Origin of the sequence: Acinetobacter sp. PK01, from assembly GCF_022819285.1 — a bacterium.
Lineage (GTDB): Bacteria > Pseudomonadota > Gammaproteobacteria > Pseudomonadales > Moraxellaceae > Acinetobacter > Acinetobacter tandoii.
This window is the reverse complement of the sequence record NZ_CP094643.1, coordinates 1,270,657-1,287,090: the sequence shown is the minus strand read 5'-3', so window position 1 is coordinate 1,287,090 and position 16,434 is coordinate 1,270,657. Positions and strand designations below refer to the sequence as shown.

12 protein-coding genes and 1 pseudogene are annotated in these 16,434 nt (G+C 40.3%); 8 read left to right on the top strand and 5 right to left on the bottom strand.

Translation table 11 applies throughout. The features are described from left to right. Positions 1-19: 19 nt before the first annotated feature. Together MP622_RS06130 and MP622_RS06125 are read right to left on the bottom strand one after the other, a co-directional pair. Positions 20-1,303 (bottom strand): OprD family outer membrane porin, encoded by a 1,284-nt coding sequence (locus MP622_RS06130; protein ID WP_243793031.1) that lies wholly within the window; start codon positions 1,301-1,303, stop codon positions 20-22. 33 nt (positions 1,304-1,336) lie between these two features. Continuing rightward, entirely contained in the window at positions 1,337-2,683 is a 1,347-nt protein-coding gene (locus MP622_RS06125; protein WP_243793030.1) for an MFS transporter, read from the bottom strand. 408 nt (positions 2,684-3,091) lie between these two features. On the opposite strand from MP622_RS06125, the pseudogene MP622_RS06120 reads away from it, so the two are divergent. The 5 genes and pseudogenes from MP622_RS06120 to MP622_RS06100 all read left to right on the top strand — a co-directional run bounded on the left by MP622_RS06120 (position 3,092) and on the right by MP622_RS06100 (position 9,205). Then, positions 3,092-4,774 (top strand): annotated as a pseudogene (locus MP622_RS06120) (arylsulfatase). A gap of 28 nt (positions 4,775-4,802) precedes the next feature. After that, a complete protein-coding gene (locus MP622_RS06115) occupies positions 4,803-5,756 on the top strand; it encodes a formylglycine-generating enzyme family protein (RefSeq protein ID WP_243793475.1) in 954 nt (317 codons plus the stop codon). 11 nt (positions 5,757-5,767) lie between these two features. Further along, positions 5,768-6,955, top strand: coding sequence for an OprD family outer membrane porin (locus tag MP622_RS06110; protein WP_243793029.1), 1,188 nt, complete (start codon positions 5,768-5,770; stop codon positions 6,953-6,955). Positions 6,956-7,173: 218 nt separating this feature from the next. Next, positions 7,174-8,250, top strand: coding sequence for an aromatic ring-hydroxylating dioxygenase subunit alpha (locus MP622_RS06105; RefSeq protein WP_243793028.1), 1,077 nt, complete (start codon positions 7,174-7,176; stop codon positions 8,248-8,250). Positions 8,251-8,260: 10 nt separating this feature from the next. Then, complete coding sequence (locus tag MP622_RS06100) at positions 8,261-9,205, top strand: PDR/VanB family oxidoreductase (RefSeq protein ID WP_243793027.1); 945 nt, start codon at positions 8,261-8,263, stop codon at positions 9,203-9,205. Between the two features lie 48 nt (positions 9,206-9,253). Here MP622_RS06100 and MP622_RS06095 read toward each other — a convergent pair whose 3' ends face one another. The 3 genes from MP622_RS06095 to mhpT form a co-directional block, all read right to left on the bottom strand. Further along, entirely contained in the window at positions 9,254-9,937 is a 684-nt protein-coding gene (locus MP622_RS06095; protein WP_243793026.1) for a GntR family transcriptional regulator, read from the bottom strand. Positions 9,938-10,062: 125 nt separating this feature from the next. Then, the gene (locus MP622_RS06090) at positions 10,063-10,539 is read right to left on the bottom strand and encodes a MarR family transcriptional regulator (protein WP_151504677.1); all 477 of its coding nucleotides are present in this window, start codon (positions 10,537-10,539) and stop codon (positions 10,063-10,065) included. Between the two features lie 64 nt (positions 10,540-10,603). Next, the gene (mhpT, locus tag MP622_RS06085; RefSeq protein ID WP_243793025.1) at positions 10,604-11,830 is read right to left on the bottom strand and encodes a 3-(3-hydroxy-phenyl)propionate transporter MhpT; all 1,227 of its coding nucleotides are present in this window, start codon (positions 11,828-11,830) and stop codon (positions 10,604-10,606) included. A gap of 255 nt (positions 11,831-12,085) precedes the next feature. On the opposite strand from mhpT, the gene MP622_RS06080 reads away from it, so the two are divergent. From MP622_RS06080 to MP622_RS06070, 3 genes are all read left to right on the top strand, one after another. Continuing rightward, entirely contained in the window at positions 12,086-12,919 is an 834-nt protein-coding gene (locus MP622_RS06080; protein WP_243793024.1) for a p-hydroxycinnamoyl CoA hydratase/lyase, read from the top strand. Between the two features lie 39 nt (positions 12,920-12,958). Then, entirely contained in the window at positions 12,959-14,458 is a 1,500-nt protein-coding gene (locus MP622_RS06075) for an aldehyde dehydrogenase (RefSeq protein WP_243793023.1), read from the top strand. 87 nt (positions 14,459-14,545) lie between these two features. Beyond that, complete coding sequence (locus MP622_RS06070; protein WP_243793017.1) at positions 14,546-16,423, top strand: feruloyl-CoA synthase; 1,878 nt, start codon at positions 14,546-14,548, stop codon at positions 16,421-16,423. Positions 16,424-16,434 lie beyond the last annotated feature (11 nt).

Sequence of the window (16,434 nt, the reverse complement as noted above, 5' to 3'; positions counted from 1 at the left end):
AGACTAGAAGAAAATCGTATTAAAATTTAAAGCTATAATCCAGATTAATACGCGTTTCATTTGTGGAATGGAAGGTCATATTGGTTGGCATATCATTTCGATAATGAGAAAAACGCGTTCTAAGTCCCAAGCCTTTTAAACTCCCTTCAGGTATGCGATAACCGAGCTCAAACTCTAAGGATTCTTCTTCAAAACATCGGTCGCCATATGTTAATAAATCAATGTCATCCCCTTTGGCATAACGCGTCATAAAGCGCAGACCATTAAGTGAAGTTTCACCCAGACGAACATTTTTAAAATCATAGTCATAACGCAAAGAAACCACTTTTTCATCTTTATTGGAGTAGTCCGAACTCATAAAATCAAGCACAACTGGACTTTCCGCACCCGATAAAAATGGCAGACCTGTATCACCAAAAGACTGCATATAGCCAATCGATAGTGTATGCCCCTGTGTATTTAAGCCAAACAATCCGCCTAAGTGACGATTATCTACAGTGCCTATTTTCTCGCTTCCCGTATCATTACTGTTAAAGAAGCGAACATCGGTTAAAAAATTGTACTGATCTGAAATAGGATACTTACCTACAATACCTACAAATTGTTGCTGATAAATGTCCTGTAATTCAGCATGATACATACGAATACGATAAGCATCACTGAGTTGGTAAACTCCTCCAAGGGTATAGAACTGATTCGTGGTTGCAGCCCGATCAAAGCGATGGTTGATATTATCAATACCGACGTCAGTGTAGTGAATAGAATCTCTTTGACGGACTTTATCGACATAAAACCCTTCCAATTGCAGCTTAGGAATTTCTGTAGAAACGAATCTTACACCACGATAAGTTTGCGGGAATAATCTTGCTGGTGAAGAAAAAATTGTCGGAAGTTGCGGAACCAGATCTCCCACAAAAAGTTCATTTTTACTCAATCGTACTTTGCCAGTTACGCCAATTTTTCCATAATAATCATCTCTTGAATTGTCCGAATTGAGAGCCAATAAGCCTGTTCGTGCATAATCATCTGCATGACTTCCCAATAAATTAAAACCAGCCATTGCAAGGACATCTACACCAAATCCTATGGTTCCATCGGTATAACCCGATTGTCCTTTAAATATAAGACCCTGCGCCCAATCTCGAGCAGCAGTGTAAGGATAAGGATCTTTTTTATAATCCCGATCAAAATAGAAATTTCGCAAGGTGATTTCGGCCTGACTATCTGCAATGAACTGCGCATGTGCCATGTTGACAAAAATTGGGCACAAGCAGATCCCCATCCAGAAAGATGTCTTTTTCATTTTTATCTCAGCTTTTAATTTTTAAACAGATACTTAGGTCGATGTGTTGAGTGAATAATTTTGAGTTTTTTGATGTCGATACACAGCTTTACCTAAGATTAAAATCAAGAAAATTGCTAAGATAAATACAATGCCGTAGTACGCATAAAGATGCTGTGGTGTCATACCTTGATCTAAAAATAGACCTGCAATGGTTGGAGATAAAATGGCTCCAATGCGCCCAAACCCAATTGCATAACCTACACCACGACTTCTAATATCTGCCTCATAAATGGTCGGTGAGATTGAATAAAGTCCAGCAACACAGCCATTAATGAGTGTGCCCAGTAATAAACCGACCAATAATGCAATGCTGACTTGCGATGAAACGGCAACAAATAAGAATATACAGAGCGCTGTTAGGCCTAAAAATAAGCTGAGCGCATAGAAAATTTTAATTCGTGAAGCTAAAAGCCCAATAATTGCTGCACCAAAAATACCACCGATACTAATTAAAATTCCTGTACTGACACCTTGATCTGGCGACATGCCCATTGCAATTAAAATTTTAGGCGTCCAACTCATCACAAAGTAAAAACCAAACATGACCAAGAAAAAGGCAAACCATAAACACAAGGTTTGAAACCCCTGATGACCACGAAATAATTTCGCTATATCACTGCCCTTTTGCTGTTCGATTTGAGCATACTCTGGTAGCTCCTGTAAATGCTGCAACTGCATACGTTGTAAAATCGTATTGGTATTTTCTAAGGCACGTGCAGGTTTTTTTGCCAATAAATAATCAAGTGATTCAGGTAATAACCACAAAGCAAAGGCAAACATGATCAATGTTGTCATACCGCCTGCTAAAAAAACTGAACGCCAACCTAGATGTTCAATTAAGAAGAACGTTAATACGCCACCTAAAGTTGCGCCAATACCGTAACCTGTAGACATCAAGCTGACTGCCAAACTTTTCCAACGCACGTTTGCATATTCACTTGCCAGAACGATACTACTCGCCAGAATCCCACCAACGCCAACACCTGTAATAAAACGTAAAATAGCCAACATCATGTGATTTTGAACCAATGCACATGCAGACATACTTAATCCAGAAACAATCAAACAAATTAGAATTAAGAAGCGGCGGCCAATTTTATCTGCTAAAGGTGCTAAGAAAATAGAACCTGCTGCCATGCCAAATAGGCCTGCACTGAGTAATATCCCGATTTGTGCGCCAGACAACGCCCATTCTGCGGATACTGAAGGTGCTGTGAATGCCATCACCATAACGTCAAAGCCATCAATGACATTCAGAAATATACAAATCAGAATCACGAACCATTGATAACGGCTCATTTTATTGTGGTTGATTTCGTCTAAAACGTTTCTTTGCATTGTGTATCTCCCAATTAGGAACGGAAATACACACGACCATGTAGGAACACAACATTGGGTGATTATGCATATCCATATCCATAATTGCCTTGAAGGGATAATTAAGAATTAAAGTGATCTGATGTACAGATCATTTTTATGAAGCATCCTGCTTATTGGTATTTTGCAAAATGGGATCCAAAAATACAAGATAATTGATATAAATTTATTCAAAAAATAAAAAATGTAAATTAAGCTATTAAAATAATTCATATTTTTAATTATGGTTAATTTTTTTAAATTAATATGGATCCAATTAATAAAATAGCTTATGCTTTCCAATAGCACAATTTACAGCCAAGTAAAGTGCTCTACGAAAAAAAATTTAGTTGCATGATGCACTAAAAAAGAACTTCAAAGGACTGTCTTATGACACTTAAAAAACTAAGCCAATTATCTTTTGGCTTAATCCTCTCAAGTACCATCATTGTGCCTAGCTACGCAGCGAACCAAATCAAAGCTCCGCCAAACATCATGATTATTCTGGCTGATGATTTAGGTTTTTCTGATATTAGTGCCTATGGGAGTGAAATTAAGACCCCGCACATCGACAGCCTACTCACTCAAGGGAAAATGCTGTTTAACTTCCATGCATCTTCCATGTGTTCACCCACACGTGCACAACTCATGACAGGAGCTGACAACCATTTAGTTGGCTTAGGTGCAATGTATGAGACCTCTAAACGCCAAGAAAAATTGGTCGGTGCGGACAGTCTTCGTGCATTATTAAAAATTGATGGTTATTCTGGGCACCTAACCCAAAATGCCTATACACTTGCAGAAATGCTCAAGCAAAAAGATTACTATACCTTTATGGTGGGCAAATGGCATTTGGGTTTTGAAGCCAACCAAAACCCTAAAGCACGTGGTTTCGATCAATCTTACGCTTTATTAGATGGCTTCGATCTACACTTCAAAGAGCAACCTAAGAATTACCCACGCAACACCCAATATACTGAAAATGGTCAGAAAGTATCTTTGCCAGATCACTACTACTCCACAGATTTCTTTACCCAAAAAGCGGTTGAATATCTGGATAAAAATACACAAAACAAGCCATTTTTTGCCTATTTAGCTTACACCGCACCGCATTGGCCAATTCAAGCTCCAGCACCTTATCGAGATATGTATAAAGGAAAATATGACCAAGGTTATGATGCGATTCGAAAAGCCAGATTTGAACGCCAAAAGAAACTTGGACTTATTCCTGTCAATGCCGTATTTCCTGAACAACGTGGTAATTAAGCTTTATCGACAAAAGGTTGGGATCAACTCACATCTGCTGAACGTAAATATGAAGCGCGTAAAATGGAAGTTTATGCAGGCATGGTCACCCAGCTTGATGATCGTGTTGGCGATGTCATTCAGTACTTAAAAAAGCATAATCAATATGACAACACCGTGATTGTATTTATGTCTGATAATGGTGCTGAAGGCGGTGATCATAATTTCCCGATGGGAGAAGCTGACAATAGCCTTCAGAATATTGGCAATGCAACGTCTTATGTTTACATGGGACCACGCTGGGCGGAAGTCAGCAGCACCCCTTTTACCTACTGGAAGTCGGCTGCGGCAGAAGGTGGCGTACGCGTACCCTTCCTCGTCAAGTACCCAAGCCATCTTTCCAAAGACCATGGTATCAACAACAATTTTGGTACGGTTCGCGATATTTTCCCGACACTCATGGAATTGGCGGGTATTCAACACAACCAGTTATACACTGCGGACAGCAAAAAAATTCAACCTTCGGGCTATAGTTTAATTCCTGCTTTTAAGAATAATGCTGCACGCATTCGCCCAGTAAACTACTATGAGTTTAAAGAACTCCATGGTAGTCGCTATGCAAAAAATGATGAATGGAAGCTGGTTGAAAACTCTCCTTCAAAATTTAATGGTCATGGTTGGGAGTTGTATCATCTTAAACAAGATTTCAATGAACAGCACAATGTTGCTGTACAACACCCAGAAGTTGTCAAAATTTTAAATGACAAATATCTGTCCTATGCAGATAAAAATGGTGTCGTTGATTTTGAGCAATACAACAAGAAGTAAGGAATAAATAATGATGAAGCGTATTATTTTGTCTTCATCATTCATCCTACTCAGTGCTTGCCAAGACAGCTCCAAAGCCACCCAACCAGCATCTATTGCAGATTTAGGCGACCGCACCAAGTGCGCAGCGTATTCAGGCTTGCCGCAAGGTTGGCCTAATCAAAAAGATGCTGGAATGGTGAAGCTCCCCGCTGGAAGCATACAACTTGGCACCACTCACGGATACGATGATGAACGACCATTCAACCAAACCAGCAATCAGGTTCCTTCATTTTTAATTGATGCTACTGAAGTCACCAATGCTCAGTTCGCTGAGTTTGTAAAACAGACTGGCTATATCACCGATGCAGAAAAGCAGCATGGTGCCGCGATGTTTGTTCAACCCACGCAGCCAGTTGCTGAACTTGGCTGGTGGAAATTTGAACCTGAGGCAAACTGGAAACATCCTTGGGGACTTAAAAGCCGCAAGCAACCTGAACCCAACGAACCTGTCAGAATGGTCACTTGGAACGATGCCTATGCTTATGCCAACTGGTTAGGACATGATTTACCGACAGAACTTGAGTGGGAATATGCAGCCAAAGGATTTCAGCAAAACTCCGACCTAGGACCAACCCACCATGGTCATATCACTGCCAACTATTGGCAAGGTGAATTCCCTTATCAAAACAATCAGGATGATGGTTTTGCTGAGGTTTCCCCTGTAGGGTGTTTTGACAAAAATCCATTTGGGTTATACGACCTGATTGGCAATGTCTGGGAATGGACGCAAACCCCATACACTGGACCACGAGACCATCATATGGGAGATCCTGAGCAATATCGGATCAACCACAGGGATGTCTTGAAATACACCATTAAAGGTGGATCTTACCTATGTGCATCAAACTATTGTGCACGTTACCGTGCTGCCGCGAGGCACCCACAAGAACTCGACTTAGCCACCAGTCATGTTAGTTTTAGGACAGTTAAACGTTTTTAAATGGAATTAAAATGAAACATATTTTTATGAATGGGATCTTATTCTCAGGGATATCTATTGCCTGTTGTTCAGCACAAAGTGCTGAATCTTACACCTTTAAAAATGATCTGGTTTTAAAAACGTTTAGTTTTGACCGAGACTACAAAGACAGCAATAGCAAAGACTCTAGCAGCCTGAGTCAAGGTTTCATTTATCGTGGTGACTGGGCTATGAAAATTGATCAAGTACAGCTTCATCTCATGCCAAGCTTGCAATATGCCTATCGCCTTAGCTCAGATCAGCACACCAGTGATTTGGTGCTACCTTTTGATCCTGTGAACAAATCACAAGCCCAGGACTATATCAAGTATGGTCTAGGTGCTGGAATTGAATATCAAAATACGCGATTTAATTTTGGTGAGCTTACGCCAGATGACCCTCTCACCCCGCAAGTGGACACTCATCAATTAAGAGTAAATTACCAAGGTGCAGAGCTTAAATATAAATATCAAAATCAGAATTTTGATATTGGTTTAATTAATCGTTACTCCCCTCGAAATGAAGAGGATTACCGCAAGTTAGCCATTTCCAAACAAGAGTCTGATGGCTTATATTTTTTACGCTGGGATGGTAAAACCAGCAAATACTCATGGAAGTTTTATGATGGTTATTTGCAAGACATAATCAACCAGAGCTATTTTGCGCTAGATTACAATTGGACTTCGCAACAAACCACCAAACTACGCTTGTTCCGACATGATGATGTAGGATCAGCCAAAATTGGGGAATATGACAATACCTCACTCGGTGTCATGCACTTTATGAAGCATGGCAATTTACAGGCTGGTATTGGCTATCAAGAGAATTACGGCAAAGATGGCATTCCTAAACTTGATGGTATGCCTATTCCGCATATGGTGAACTGGACGCTAGGTGCCTTTACCAAAGCTGATGAAAAATCCTACCATTTTGTCGCCTCATACAATCTTCAGGATTACATCAAAGGGCTAAAAATCACCTACAAATATATTTATGGTGATTCATTTCAAACCAATAATCAGGATAATTTTGAACAAGAAAGTGATGTCTTGGTTCAATATGACTTAAATCACTGGGTCAAAAACCTTAAATTCCTGTTCCTGAATATCAATTACGATATTAAAAATGGCGAAAGCTTAGATGAGCAGCGTTTTATGCTGCATTACACCCTGAAATTTTAATAAAGCCAATCCCTCCAAAAATCTGCGAAATGTGGATTTTTGGATCCATTAAGATTATTTAAGTGTGCTTTAAAAATATCTAATAAACTATAAAACCATTAATATCTTAGTATTAGACTAAATATTCTCATAATGTGTAAATTTATATCAAAGCATCAATTGACCATATAATAAAAATACTATAAATTGGATCCAATAACTGACAAGGAGTCATTACAATGTTCATAAAAAATGCATGGTATGTTGCATGCCGTCCTGAAGAAATCCAAGACAAGCCACTCGGTCGTACTATCTGCGGCGAAAAAATTGTGTTTTATCGTGGTAAAGAAAATAAAGTGGTTGCTGTCGAGGACTTTTGCCCACATCGTGGCGCACCACTTTCACTCGGCTATGTTGAAGATGGAAATTTGGTCTGCGGTTATCATGGACTGGTCATGGGCTGCGAAGGAAAAACCATTGCTATGCCTGCACAACGTGTACAGGGATTTCCTTGTAATAAAGCCTATGCTGTGGTGGAAAAAATGGGCTTTGTCTGGGTCTGGCCGGGTGAGAAAAATCTTGCAGATGAATCCAAACTTCCTGAACTAGAATGGGCCGATCATCCAGAATGGAGTTATGGCGGAGGCTTATTTCACATTCATTGTGACTATCGCCTGATGATTGATAACCTCATGGACTTAACCCATGAAACCTATGTTCACTCTAGCAGCATTGGTCAAAAAGAAATTGATGAATCACTGCCAATCACCAAAGTTGATGGCGATCATGTCATTACCGAACGTTATATGGATAATGTGATTGCCCCTCCTTTTTGGCAAATGGCACTTCGAGGCAATAATCTCGCAGATGATGTACCTGTAGATCGTTGGCAGCGTTGTCATTTCTTCGCCCCAAGTAATGTGCATATTGAAGTAGGTGTTGCACATGCAGGTCATAGTGGCTATGACGCCCCTAAAGACAAAAAGGTGTCTTCAATCGTGGTGGATTTTATTACGCCTGAAACAGAAACCTCTCATTGGTATTTCTGGGGCATGGCACGCAACTTCCAGCCTGAAAATATCGAACTCACAGATCAAATTCGTGAAGGACAAGGCAAAATCTTTACGGAAGATTTGGAAATGTTGGAGCAACAACAACAAAACATTCTCAATAATCCGCAGCGCAAACTGCTGATGCTTAATATTGATGCGGGCGGAGTTCAATCACGCAAAATTATTGAGCGCCTATTGAGTGAAGAAAGACAGGCTGCAACCCCAATTGAAGTGGTCAAATTTCCAAATATTCATGTGATTTAAGGATAAAAACATGGACGTGATTATCAATAAGATTCATCAACTCACCCCTTCCATTCGTGCATTTGAACTGGTTTCCAGCTCAGGCTCGGCTTTGCCGCGCTTTGAGGCAGGTTCGCATATTGATGTCCATCTTAAAAATGGACTTACACGACAATATTCACTTTCTAATTGTTCGAGTGAAAACAATCGCTATGTGATTGGGGTGTTACACGATGAAAATTCACGTGGAGGTTCACGCTGCATACATAATGACTATCAAGAAGGTGATGTATTAAGTATTGGGCAGCCTCGTAATTTATTTGTATTGCATCGCAATACAAAAAAAGCTGTATTGTTTGCAGGGGGAATTGGAATTACCCCTATTCTTTCAATGGCTTATCGTTTAAAAGCACAGAATATTCCATTTGAGTTGCATTATTTCGTACGTAGCCATGAAATGATCGCCTTTTATGGCAATTTAACCCAACACTTTGCAGAGCAGATTCATTTTCACATTCAAAATCGGGTTGATACTGAATGTAATATGGCAAACGTATTACAACAACCCGATGTGAGTAAACATTTGTATGTCTGCGGGCCAACAGGCTTTATGCAATTTGTGATGCAGTCAGCTGAAACAGCAGGTTGGCAACCAGAACAACTGCATCAAGAGCATTTTGTTGCACAACAAAGCAAGCAGGAAAACGATGAAGCATTTACTTTGGAAATTGCTGGCACAGGAAAGCGAATTGAAATTCATGCAGAACAGACCGTAACTCAAGCCTTGTTAGAACATGGTTTTGATGTGCCTGTATCTTGCGAACAAGGTATTTGCGGTACTTGTATTACCCGTGTTGTTTCAGGGGTTCCAGATCATCGGGATGTATTTATGACTGACGAAGAACGTGCCTTGAATAATCAGTTCACACCTTGCTGCTCTCGCGCTAAATCCAAACATTTGGTAATTGAGCTATAGGAATACTCATTTTACTCCTGCCCAAATTCATTGAGCAGGAGTTTTTCATTACACTTCAGTCAATATTTTTTTTACGGTTTCACCGAGTAAAGCGACACTGCTATGTTCTCGCATTAAAGTTTCGGCACGACCTGACTGGTGCTGAAGTAAAGCTTCATAAATAGAGCAATGCTGCAAATGTGCGTAGTGTAAGCGACGATATTCAGATAAGGCTCGTGATTCATCGTAAGTAATGGCTTGAACGGAAGCCATAGGCAATTGATTGTTTTTTGCCAAGGCTTGAATAAGTGCAATATTTTGCGCACCTTGAATAATCGTGTCATGAAAAATCACATTAAATTCATGATAACGCTCTAATTCTGCATCACCGAATTCGGTATGTTCTGCAAAAAGCTGTTCAATTTGTTCTATACAGTTCTTGAGAGTTTGTTGCTGTACGTCCGATAAACCTTGCTCAGCTAAAGTTTTGGCTGCTAAGCCTTCGAGTACGCCGCGAACTTCCAAAGCATCATTGACCAATTCATTTGAAATTTCACGAACGGTATAACCACGGGTTGGGTTCTTAATCAACAGCCCTTCTTGTTCTAAAAGCCGAAAAGCTATACGCACAGGCTGACGGGATACCCCAAGCAACTCTGCTGTTGGAATTTCTGCAATTCGACTACCGCCTTCAAGTTCACCTGCGATAATCATTTTTCTTAATTTAATTAATACTTGTTGCCCTGAAGACATCCTAGCCACACTTGTTCAAATATTTCAAAGTCATGCTAACAAGTTCAATCCTCAAGTGACAATACATTTTGAATAGAGAAAAGGTCTACATGATATGCATTGGGATATTAAAGCTTAATTCTGACTTACTCTGAAAGTGTTTCAACTTGAGATTGTTTTAAGTTATTGACCATAATATCCAAATTATTACGAATTAAATAAGCCAAATTCATATCAACGCCTTGCAACATTTTACTTTCCAATGCTTCAACCACCGCATTGCACTCGGCCAATTTAGCCAAACCAGTTTCTGTTACTGTAAGCAAAATACGACGACCATGGGTTGGATCTGGCGTTTTCTCAATCCATTGTTGTTGCAATAAATCTTGCAAAATTTTATTGGCCGACTGTGGCTTAATAAATGAACGTTCTGCAAGCTTGGCATTCGACAAATTATTTTTAGAGGCTAAAACAGATAAGGCGGTGAACTGAGGCAAAGTGATGTCTAAATCTTTTAAATGTTCTGTTAAATATTTACTAATTACCCGATCTATACGTGCGATGGTATAGCTTAAGCGAGGACCATCTTCTATTTTTTTATCAACGATATTTGAACGCATCATAATTTTCATCACAAAAGCTAAAACTAAAAAGAGTATGAGAGTGGACTCTCATACTTCCTTGGACTTAACGAGCTGTCGTACTTTGTATTAACTGTACAGGCTGTTTAGGCTTTCTGACAAGCATCAAAGCAGAAATCGCTGCGATCAGAATAACTGGAATACTTGAACCAATCACAATCGTAGCACTTTGCCCCAATGATAGTAAAAAACCAGCAAGTAATGGACCCGCAAAAGACCCAATTCGACCAACAGCTACGGCTGCACCTACACCTGTGCCTCGCATTTCTGCTGGATAATAAATGGCAGCAAGTCCATATAATGCAGACTGTCCACCGACAATAAATAACCCACAACCCACTGCTGAGAGTGCTAGTACTGCTACGGTTGGAGAAAAAGACAGACAACACAAGGATACCAAAATGCCGAGATAAATAAATTTAATCACGAAACTCATACGCATTTTGTCTAACATCATACCCATTAAAATTGAGCCAAAAACACCACCAATGTTATAGCCCATTTGCACATAATTGGCTTGCAGTTTGGTCAAACCTTGAGCACCCATCAATAGCGGCAGCCAATTCAGCAAGAAGTACAGCACCACCAACGTACAGAAAAAACTGATCCAAATTTGAATCGTCGACATTCTTCTTTCTTTAGCAAATAACACTTCAAAAAAAGGCGTTGCCGATTGAGTTTTATGGGTTATGTAATCCGATGATTCAGGTAGATATTTCATCAATAGTGGGATTAATAGAATAGGTGCGATTCCTCCCACATAAAAGATATGACGCCATTCTGCATCGCCAGCCAAAAGCATCGCAACCACAGAAGTGAGTAAGCCACCACATGGAATTCCACTGTACATAATACTGACGGCGGTACCTTTACGGTCAGATGAAACTGCCTCAGATGCCAAAGTAATCATCATTGGTAAGGCGCCACCCATTCCGAGTCCAGTCAAAAAACGAATGACTAACAGGAGTTCATAATTAGCTGCAAAAGCAGTCACTAATGACATGACTCCAAAAAGCAATATACTAAAAATTAATACTTTTTTACGACCAATAATATCCGAAAGCCGTCCACCGACAATTGCACCTGGTAATGTTCCGATAATTGCAGCACTGAAGGCCCAAGCCATTTGAGCATTATCCAACATAAATTCTGCACGCATACGTGGGGCGGCAACTCCCATAGATTGAAGATCGAAACCCTCAAAAATTGCGATTGCAAAGCATAAAAGCAATGTGAGTTTGGCCCTTCCTGAGGGGTGATGCACTTTATCCATAATTAAATCCTTGTTTTGATATTTCCATGACATCTTGTTGTTTTGTGTTGTTCATCGAACACCTGTAAAATATCAGTTAGACTGATTTAAAAATCAACACAAAATTTTATTTATTTTATATAAAAATATTTTTATTTATATTTTTCAGTAATATAAAAAAATTAAAGAAAATTTTTCAAAAAACACTTGAATGTAAGTTTAACTGATATTATGTTGAATAAAGAACAAACAAACTGTCATTCAAGGAGTAAGCACATGACATATGAAAAGCGTTGGGAAACCGTTGATGTTAAAGTTCAAAATGGAATTGCTTGGGTAACATTCAACCGCCCAGAAAAGAAAAATGCCATGAGTCCAACATTGAATCGTGAAATGATTGATGTATTGGAAACTATCGAACTGGATCAAGAGGCTCGCGTGGTAGTTCTTACAGGTGCTGGAGATTCATGGACTGCGGGCATGGATTTGAAAGAATATTTCCGTGAAGTAGATAGTCAACCAGAAATTGTACAAGAGCGTATTCGCCGTGATTCTTGTCGCTGGCAGTGGCAATTATTGCGTATGTATTCAAAACCAACCATCGCTATGGTTAATGGATGGTGTTTCGGTGGCGGCTTCTCGCCGTTAGTGGCTTGTGATCTGGCTATTGCAGCAGACGAAGCAACCTTTGGGTTATCTGAAATTAACTGGGGAATTCCACCGGGCAACTTAGTAAGCAAAGCAATGGCAGATACTGTTGGACACCGTACCTCGCTGTATTACATTATGACGGGCAAGACTTTTAGTGGAAAAGAAGCTGAAAATATGGGCTTGGTCAATAAAAGTGTGCCTTTGGCTCAACTTAAAGCAGAAGTCACTGAACTTGCCAATATTTTACTAGAGAAAAACCCTGTGGTATTGCGTACTGCCAAAAATGGCTTTAAACGCTGTCGCGAACTCACTTGGGATCAAAATGAAGATTATTTATATGCCAAGTTAGATCAATGTAACCATCGCGATACCGAAGGCGGACGCCAAGAAGGTCTGAAACAATTCCTAGATGAAAAATCAATTAAACCAGGTTTACAAAGCTACAAGCGTACTGGCTAATTTCTGTTTTTTTTAAATGGTTAAGTAAGGATACAACCCATGCATAATGTACAGTTAAAACAAGATGAATCTGTAGAGACATCAAACAGCCATACGGTGCAATTGCTCATTCACGGGCAATCTGTCGATGCATCGAATCAGGCAATATTTGAACGGATCAGTCCGATTGATGGTCAAGTCGCCAGTATTGCGGCGGCTGCGACATTAGCCGATGTTGATTTAGCAATAGCATCTGCGGAAAAGGCTTTTCCTATTTGGTCGAAACTTTCTCCTACTGAACGTCGCTTACGTTTACTCAAAGCAGCGGACTTGATGGATGCAAGAACAGATCAATTTATTCAAATTGGGATGCGTGAAACAGGTTCAACTGCGACATGGTATGGGTTTAATGTCCACCTTGCTGCCAACATGTTGCGTGAAGCAGCAGCCATGACCACACAAATGGATGGCAGTCTTATTCCGTCCGATGTGCCGGGAAATATGGCAATGGGGATCCGTGTTCCGTGTGGCGTTGTAGTTGGCATAGCGCCTTGGAATGCTCCTGTAATTTTACCGACTCGTGCATTAGCAATGCCACTGGCCTGTGGTAATACTGTGGTACTCAAAGCATCTGAAGCTTGCCCTGCAACACAGCGTTTAATTGGTCAAGTGTTGCATGAAGCAGGACTTGGCGATGGTGTGGTAAATGTCATTACTCATGCTGCTGAAGACGCACCACAAATTGTGGAACGCTTGATCTCGCACCCTGCGGTCAAACGAATTAATTTTACTGGCTCTACCAAAGTCGGAAAAATTATTGCAGAAACCGCTGCCAAATACTTAAAACCTGTTCTACTCGAACTTGGTGGAAAAGCGCCTGTAGTGGTGTTGAATGAAGCTGATGTTGATGAGGCTGTCAATGCAGTTGCATTTGGTGCTTTTTTCAACCAAGGGCAAATCTGTATGTCTACCGAACGTGTACTCGTTCAAGATGGGATTGCAGATCAATTTATTGAAAAATTGATTGAAAAGACCCGTACCATTCATGCAGGAAATCCAGCATTTAAAGGGCATGCTCTTGGTGTATTGGAAAGCCAGCGCGCTGCAAATCGCATTCGACATTTACTTGAGGATGCGCAAAGTAAAGGGGCAAATTTACCGCTCGGCATTCAAATACAAGACACCACCATGCAACCAACTTTGGTTTTAAATATTCAACCCGAAATGCTGCTATATCGTGAAGAATCTTTTGGCCCTGTTTGCACGGTACAACGCTTTAACAGTGTTGAAGAAGGCATTGCCCTTGCCAATGACAGTGAGTTTGGTTTATCTGCTGCCGTGTTTAGTCAAAATATTGCACAAGCACTGGATGTTGCAAAACAAATTGACTCGGGTATTTGCCATATTAATGGTGCAACTGTACATGATGAAGCACAAATGCCTTTTGGTGGAACCAAAGCCAGTGGATACGGACGCTTTGGCAGTAAGGCTTCGATTGCAGAATTTACAGAATTGCGTTGGATAACCATACAAACACAACCGCGTCATTATCCAATTTAGTAATTGGATTTGACCTTAATATTCAATAAGAATGCATGAAGCAAAAATATAAAGCGCAGTGATGCGCTTTCCATGGAGTGAAAAACAATGCAAATGAATGCCACTCAATCACAAGATCGCGAACGACTGGTAAAACTTGGGCGTCATGATATTGATTACGTCTACAAAGATCAGGTTTTGTATCTGCATCCGAAAGAACAACTAAACAGCTATCCGCAAAAATTGACTGATCGCCTGATTCATTTTGCACAAACCAAACCAGAGCATATTTTTGCGGCAAAACGGAATACTCAAGGTGAGTGGGTCAAACTCAGTTATGCTGACACCTTGCAACGTGCATGGCATATTGCCCAAGCCTTACATAATCGCAATTTGAGTGAGCAGCGCCCTTTGCTTATTTTATCGGGCAATGATCTTGAGCATTTAACGCTGTCGATGGCTGCGATGTTGGCTGGTGTTCCATTTTCTGCCATATCCCCTGCTTATTCACTGATTTCACAAGATTTTGGCAAACTCAAACATGTTTTCGATGTACTTACTCCAGGTATGGTTTATGCCAATGATGGTCAGGCTTTTGCCAAAGCCATTCAAAGTTGTGCCCAAACGGAGATCGAAGTTGTTACCAATAAAGGGATTCTAGGTGAACATAGTTGCACTTCATTTCAATCACTTTTAGATACGCCTGTCATGAATGTGCAGGAGCATTATCAACGTTTAGACGAACATCAAATCGCCAAATTTTTGTTTACTTCTGGTTCGACTAAACTGCCAAAAGCTGTTCCAACTACACATTTGATGTTAAGTGTAAATCAGCAAATGTTATTACAAACTTTCCCTGAGTTCGAAGAAACACCGCCAGTCTTGCTTGATTGGTTGTCTTGGCATCATACCTTTGGCGGTAGCCACAATGTCGGGATCGCCTTATATAATGGCGGCACTATCTATATCGATGATGGTAAACCTGTTGCAGGCAAGTTCGATGAGACGATTCGAAACTTAAAAGAAATTTCACCCACAGTTTATTTAAACGTACCCAAAGGTTGGGAAGAACTCACCGATGCACTGGAAAAAGATGCTGAACTGCGTGATCGCTTCTTTGCCAAAGTGAAAATTCTATTCTTTGCAGGTGCTGCTTTATCCGAAGCAGGTTGGAATCGATTAGACCGAATTGCACAGCAACATTGCGGTGAAAAAATCCGCATTATGAGTGGACTTGGCATGACCGAGACAGCCCCCTCTTGTGCCTTTACCACAGGCCCGCGTGTTATGGCAGGCTTTATTGGCTACCCTGCACCAGGTTGTGAAATCAAATTGGTTCCATATGGCGACAAACTTGAATTTTGTGTCCGTGGCAAACATGTCATGAAAGGTTATTGGCGCTTAAATGAAGATCAGCAAAGTATCGTTTTTGATGATGAAGGCTTTTTTCATACTGGCGATGCGGTACGTTTGGTCGATGAACAAGATCCAACTCAAGGCTTAATGTACGATGGACGTATTGCAGAAGACTTTAAACTCAATACAGGTACGTTTGTAAATGTCGGGACGATACGCAATAAGGTTTTAATTCAAGGCAATCTACTGATTCAAGATGTCTGTATTACGGGGTCTAACCTAAACGCGATTGGTTTTTTAATTTTTCCAAAACTGGATGCCTGTGCCGATTATGCAGGGCTGTCTTTATCAGAACATCGCGCTGAAGAAATTTTGAAACATCCGAAAGTTCAGCAATGGTTCCGTCAATTTTTAATGCACTACAACAAAGATGCAACAGGAAGTTCCAATCGCGTTTCTATGCTATATCTGCAAACTGAACCACCACAATTGGATGCAGGTGAAGTTACCGATAAAGGTAATCTCAATCAAGGCAATATCATTAAGCGTCGTGCCGAGAAAATTGAAGAGTTGTATCAAAAACAGACCGATAATTCGCTGATTATTCGAGTCCCAACTTTAAACAACTAAATCACTGAAAT

Coding starts and splice junctions, on each gene's coding strand:
- MP622_RS06130 (WP_243793031.1), bottom strand. CDS start 1,303: ATGAAAAAGACATCTTTCTGGATGGGGATCTGCTTGTGCCCAATTTTT.
- MP622_RS06125 (WP_243793030.1), bottom strand. CDS start 2,683: ATGCAAAGAAACGTTTTAGACGAAATCAACCACAATAAAATGAGCCGT.
- MP622_RS06110 (WP_243793029.1), top strand. CDS start 5,768: ATGAAACATATTTTTATGAATGGGATCTTATTCTCAGGGATATCTATT.
- MP622_RS06105 (WP_243793028.1), top strand. CDS start 7,174: ATGTTCATAAAAAATGCATGGTATGTTGCATGCCGTCCTGAAGAAATC.
- MP622_RS06100 (WP_243793027.1), top strand. CDS start 8,261: ATGGACGTGATTATCAATAAGATTCATCAACTCACCCCTTCCATTCGT.
- MP622_RS06095 (WP_243793026.1), bottom strand. CDS start 9,937: ATGTCTTCAGGGCAACAAGTATTAATTAAATTAAGAAAAATGATTATC.
- MP622_RS06090 (WP_151504677.1), bottom strand. CDS start 10,539: ATGATGCGTTCAAATATCGTTGATAAAAAAATAGAAGATGGTCCTCGC.
- mhpT (WP_243793025.1), bottom strand. CDS start 11,830: ATGGATAAAGTGCATCACCCCTCAGGAAGGGCCAAACTCACATTGCTT.
- MP622_RS06080 (WP_243793024.1), top strand. CDS start 12,086: ATGACATATGAAAAGCGTTGGGAAACCGTTGATGTTAAAGTTCAAAAT.
- MP622_RS06075 (WP_243793023.1), top strand. CDS start 12,959: ATGCATAATGTACAGTTAAAACAAGATGAATCTGTAGAGACATCAAAC.
- MP622_RS06070 (WP_243793017.1), top strand. CDS start 14,546: ATGCAAATGAATGCCACTCAATCACAAGATCGCGAACGACTGGTAAAA.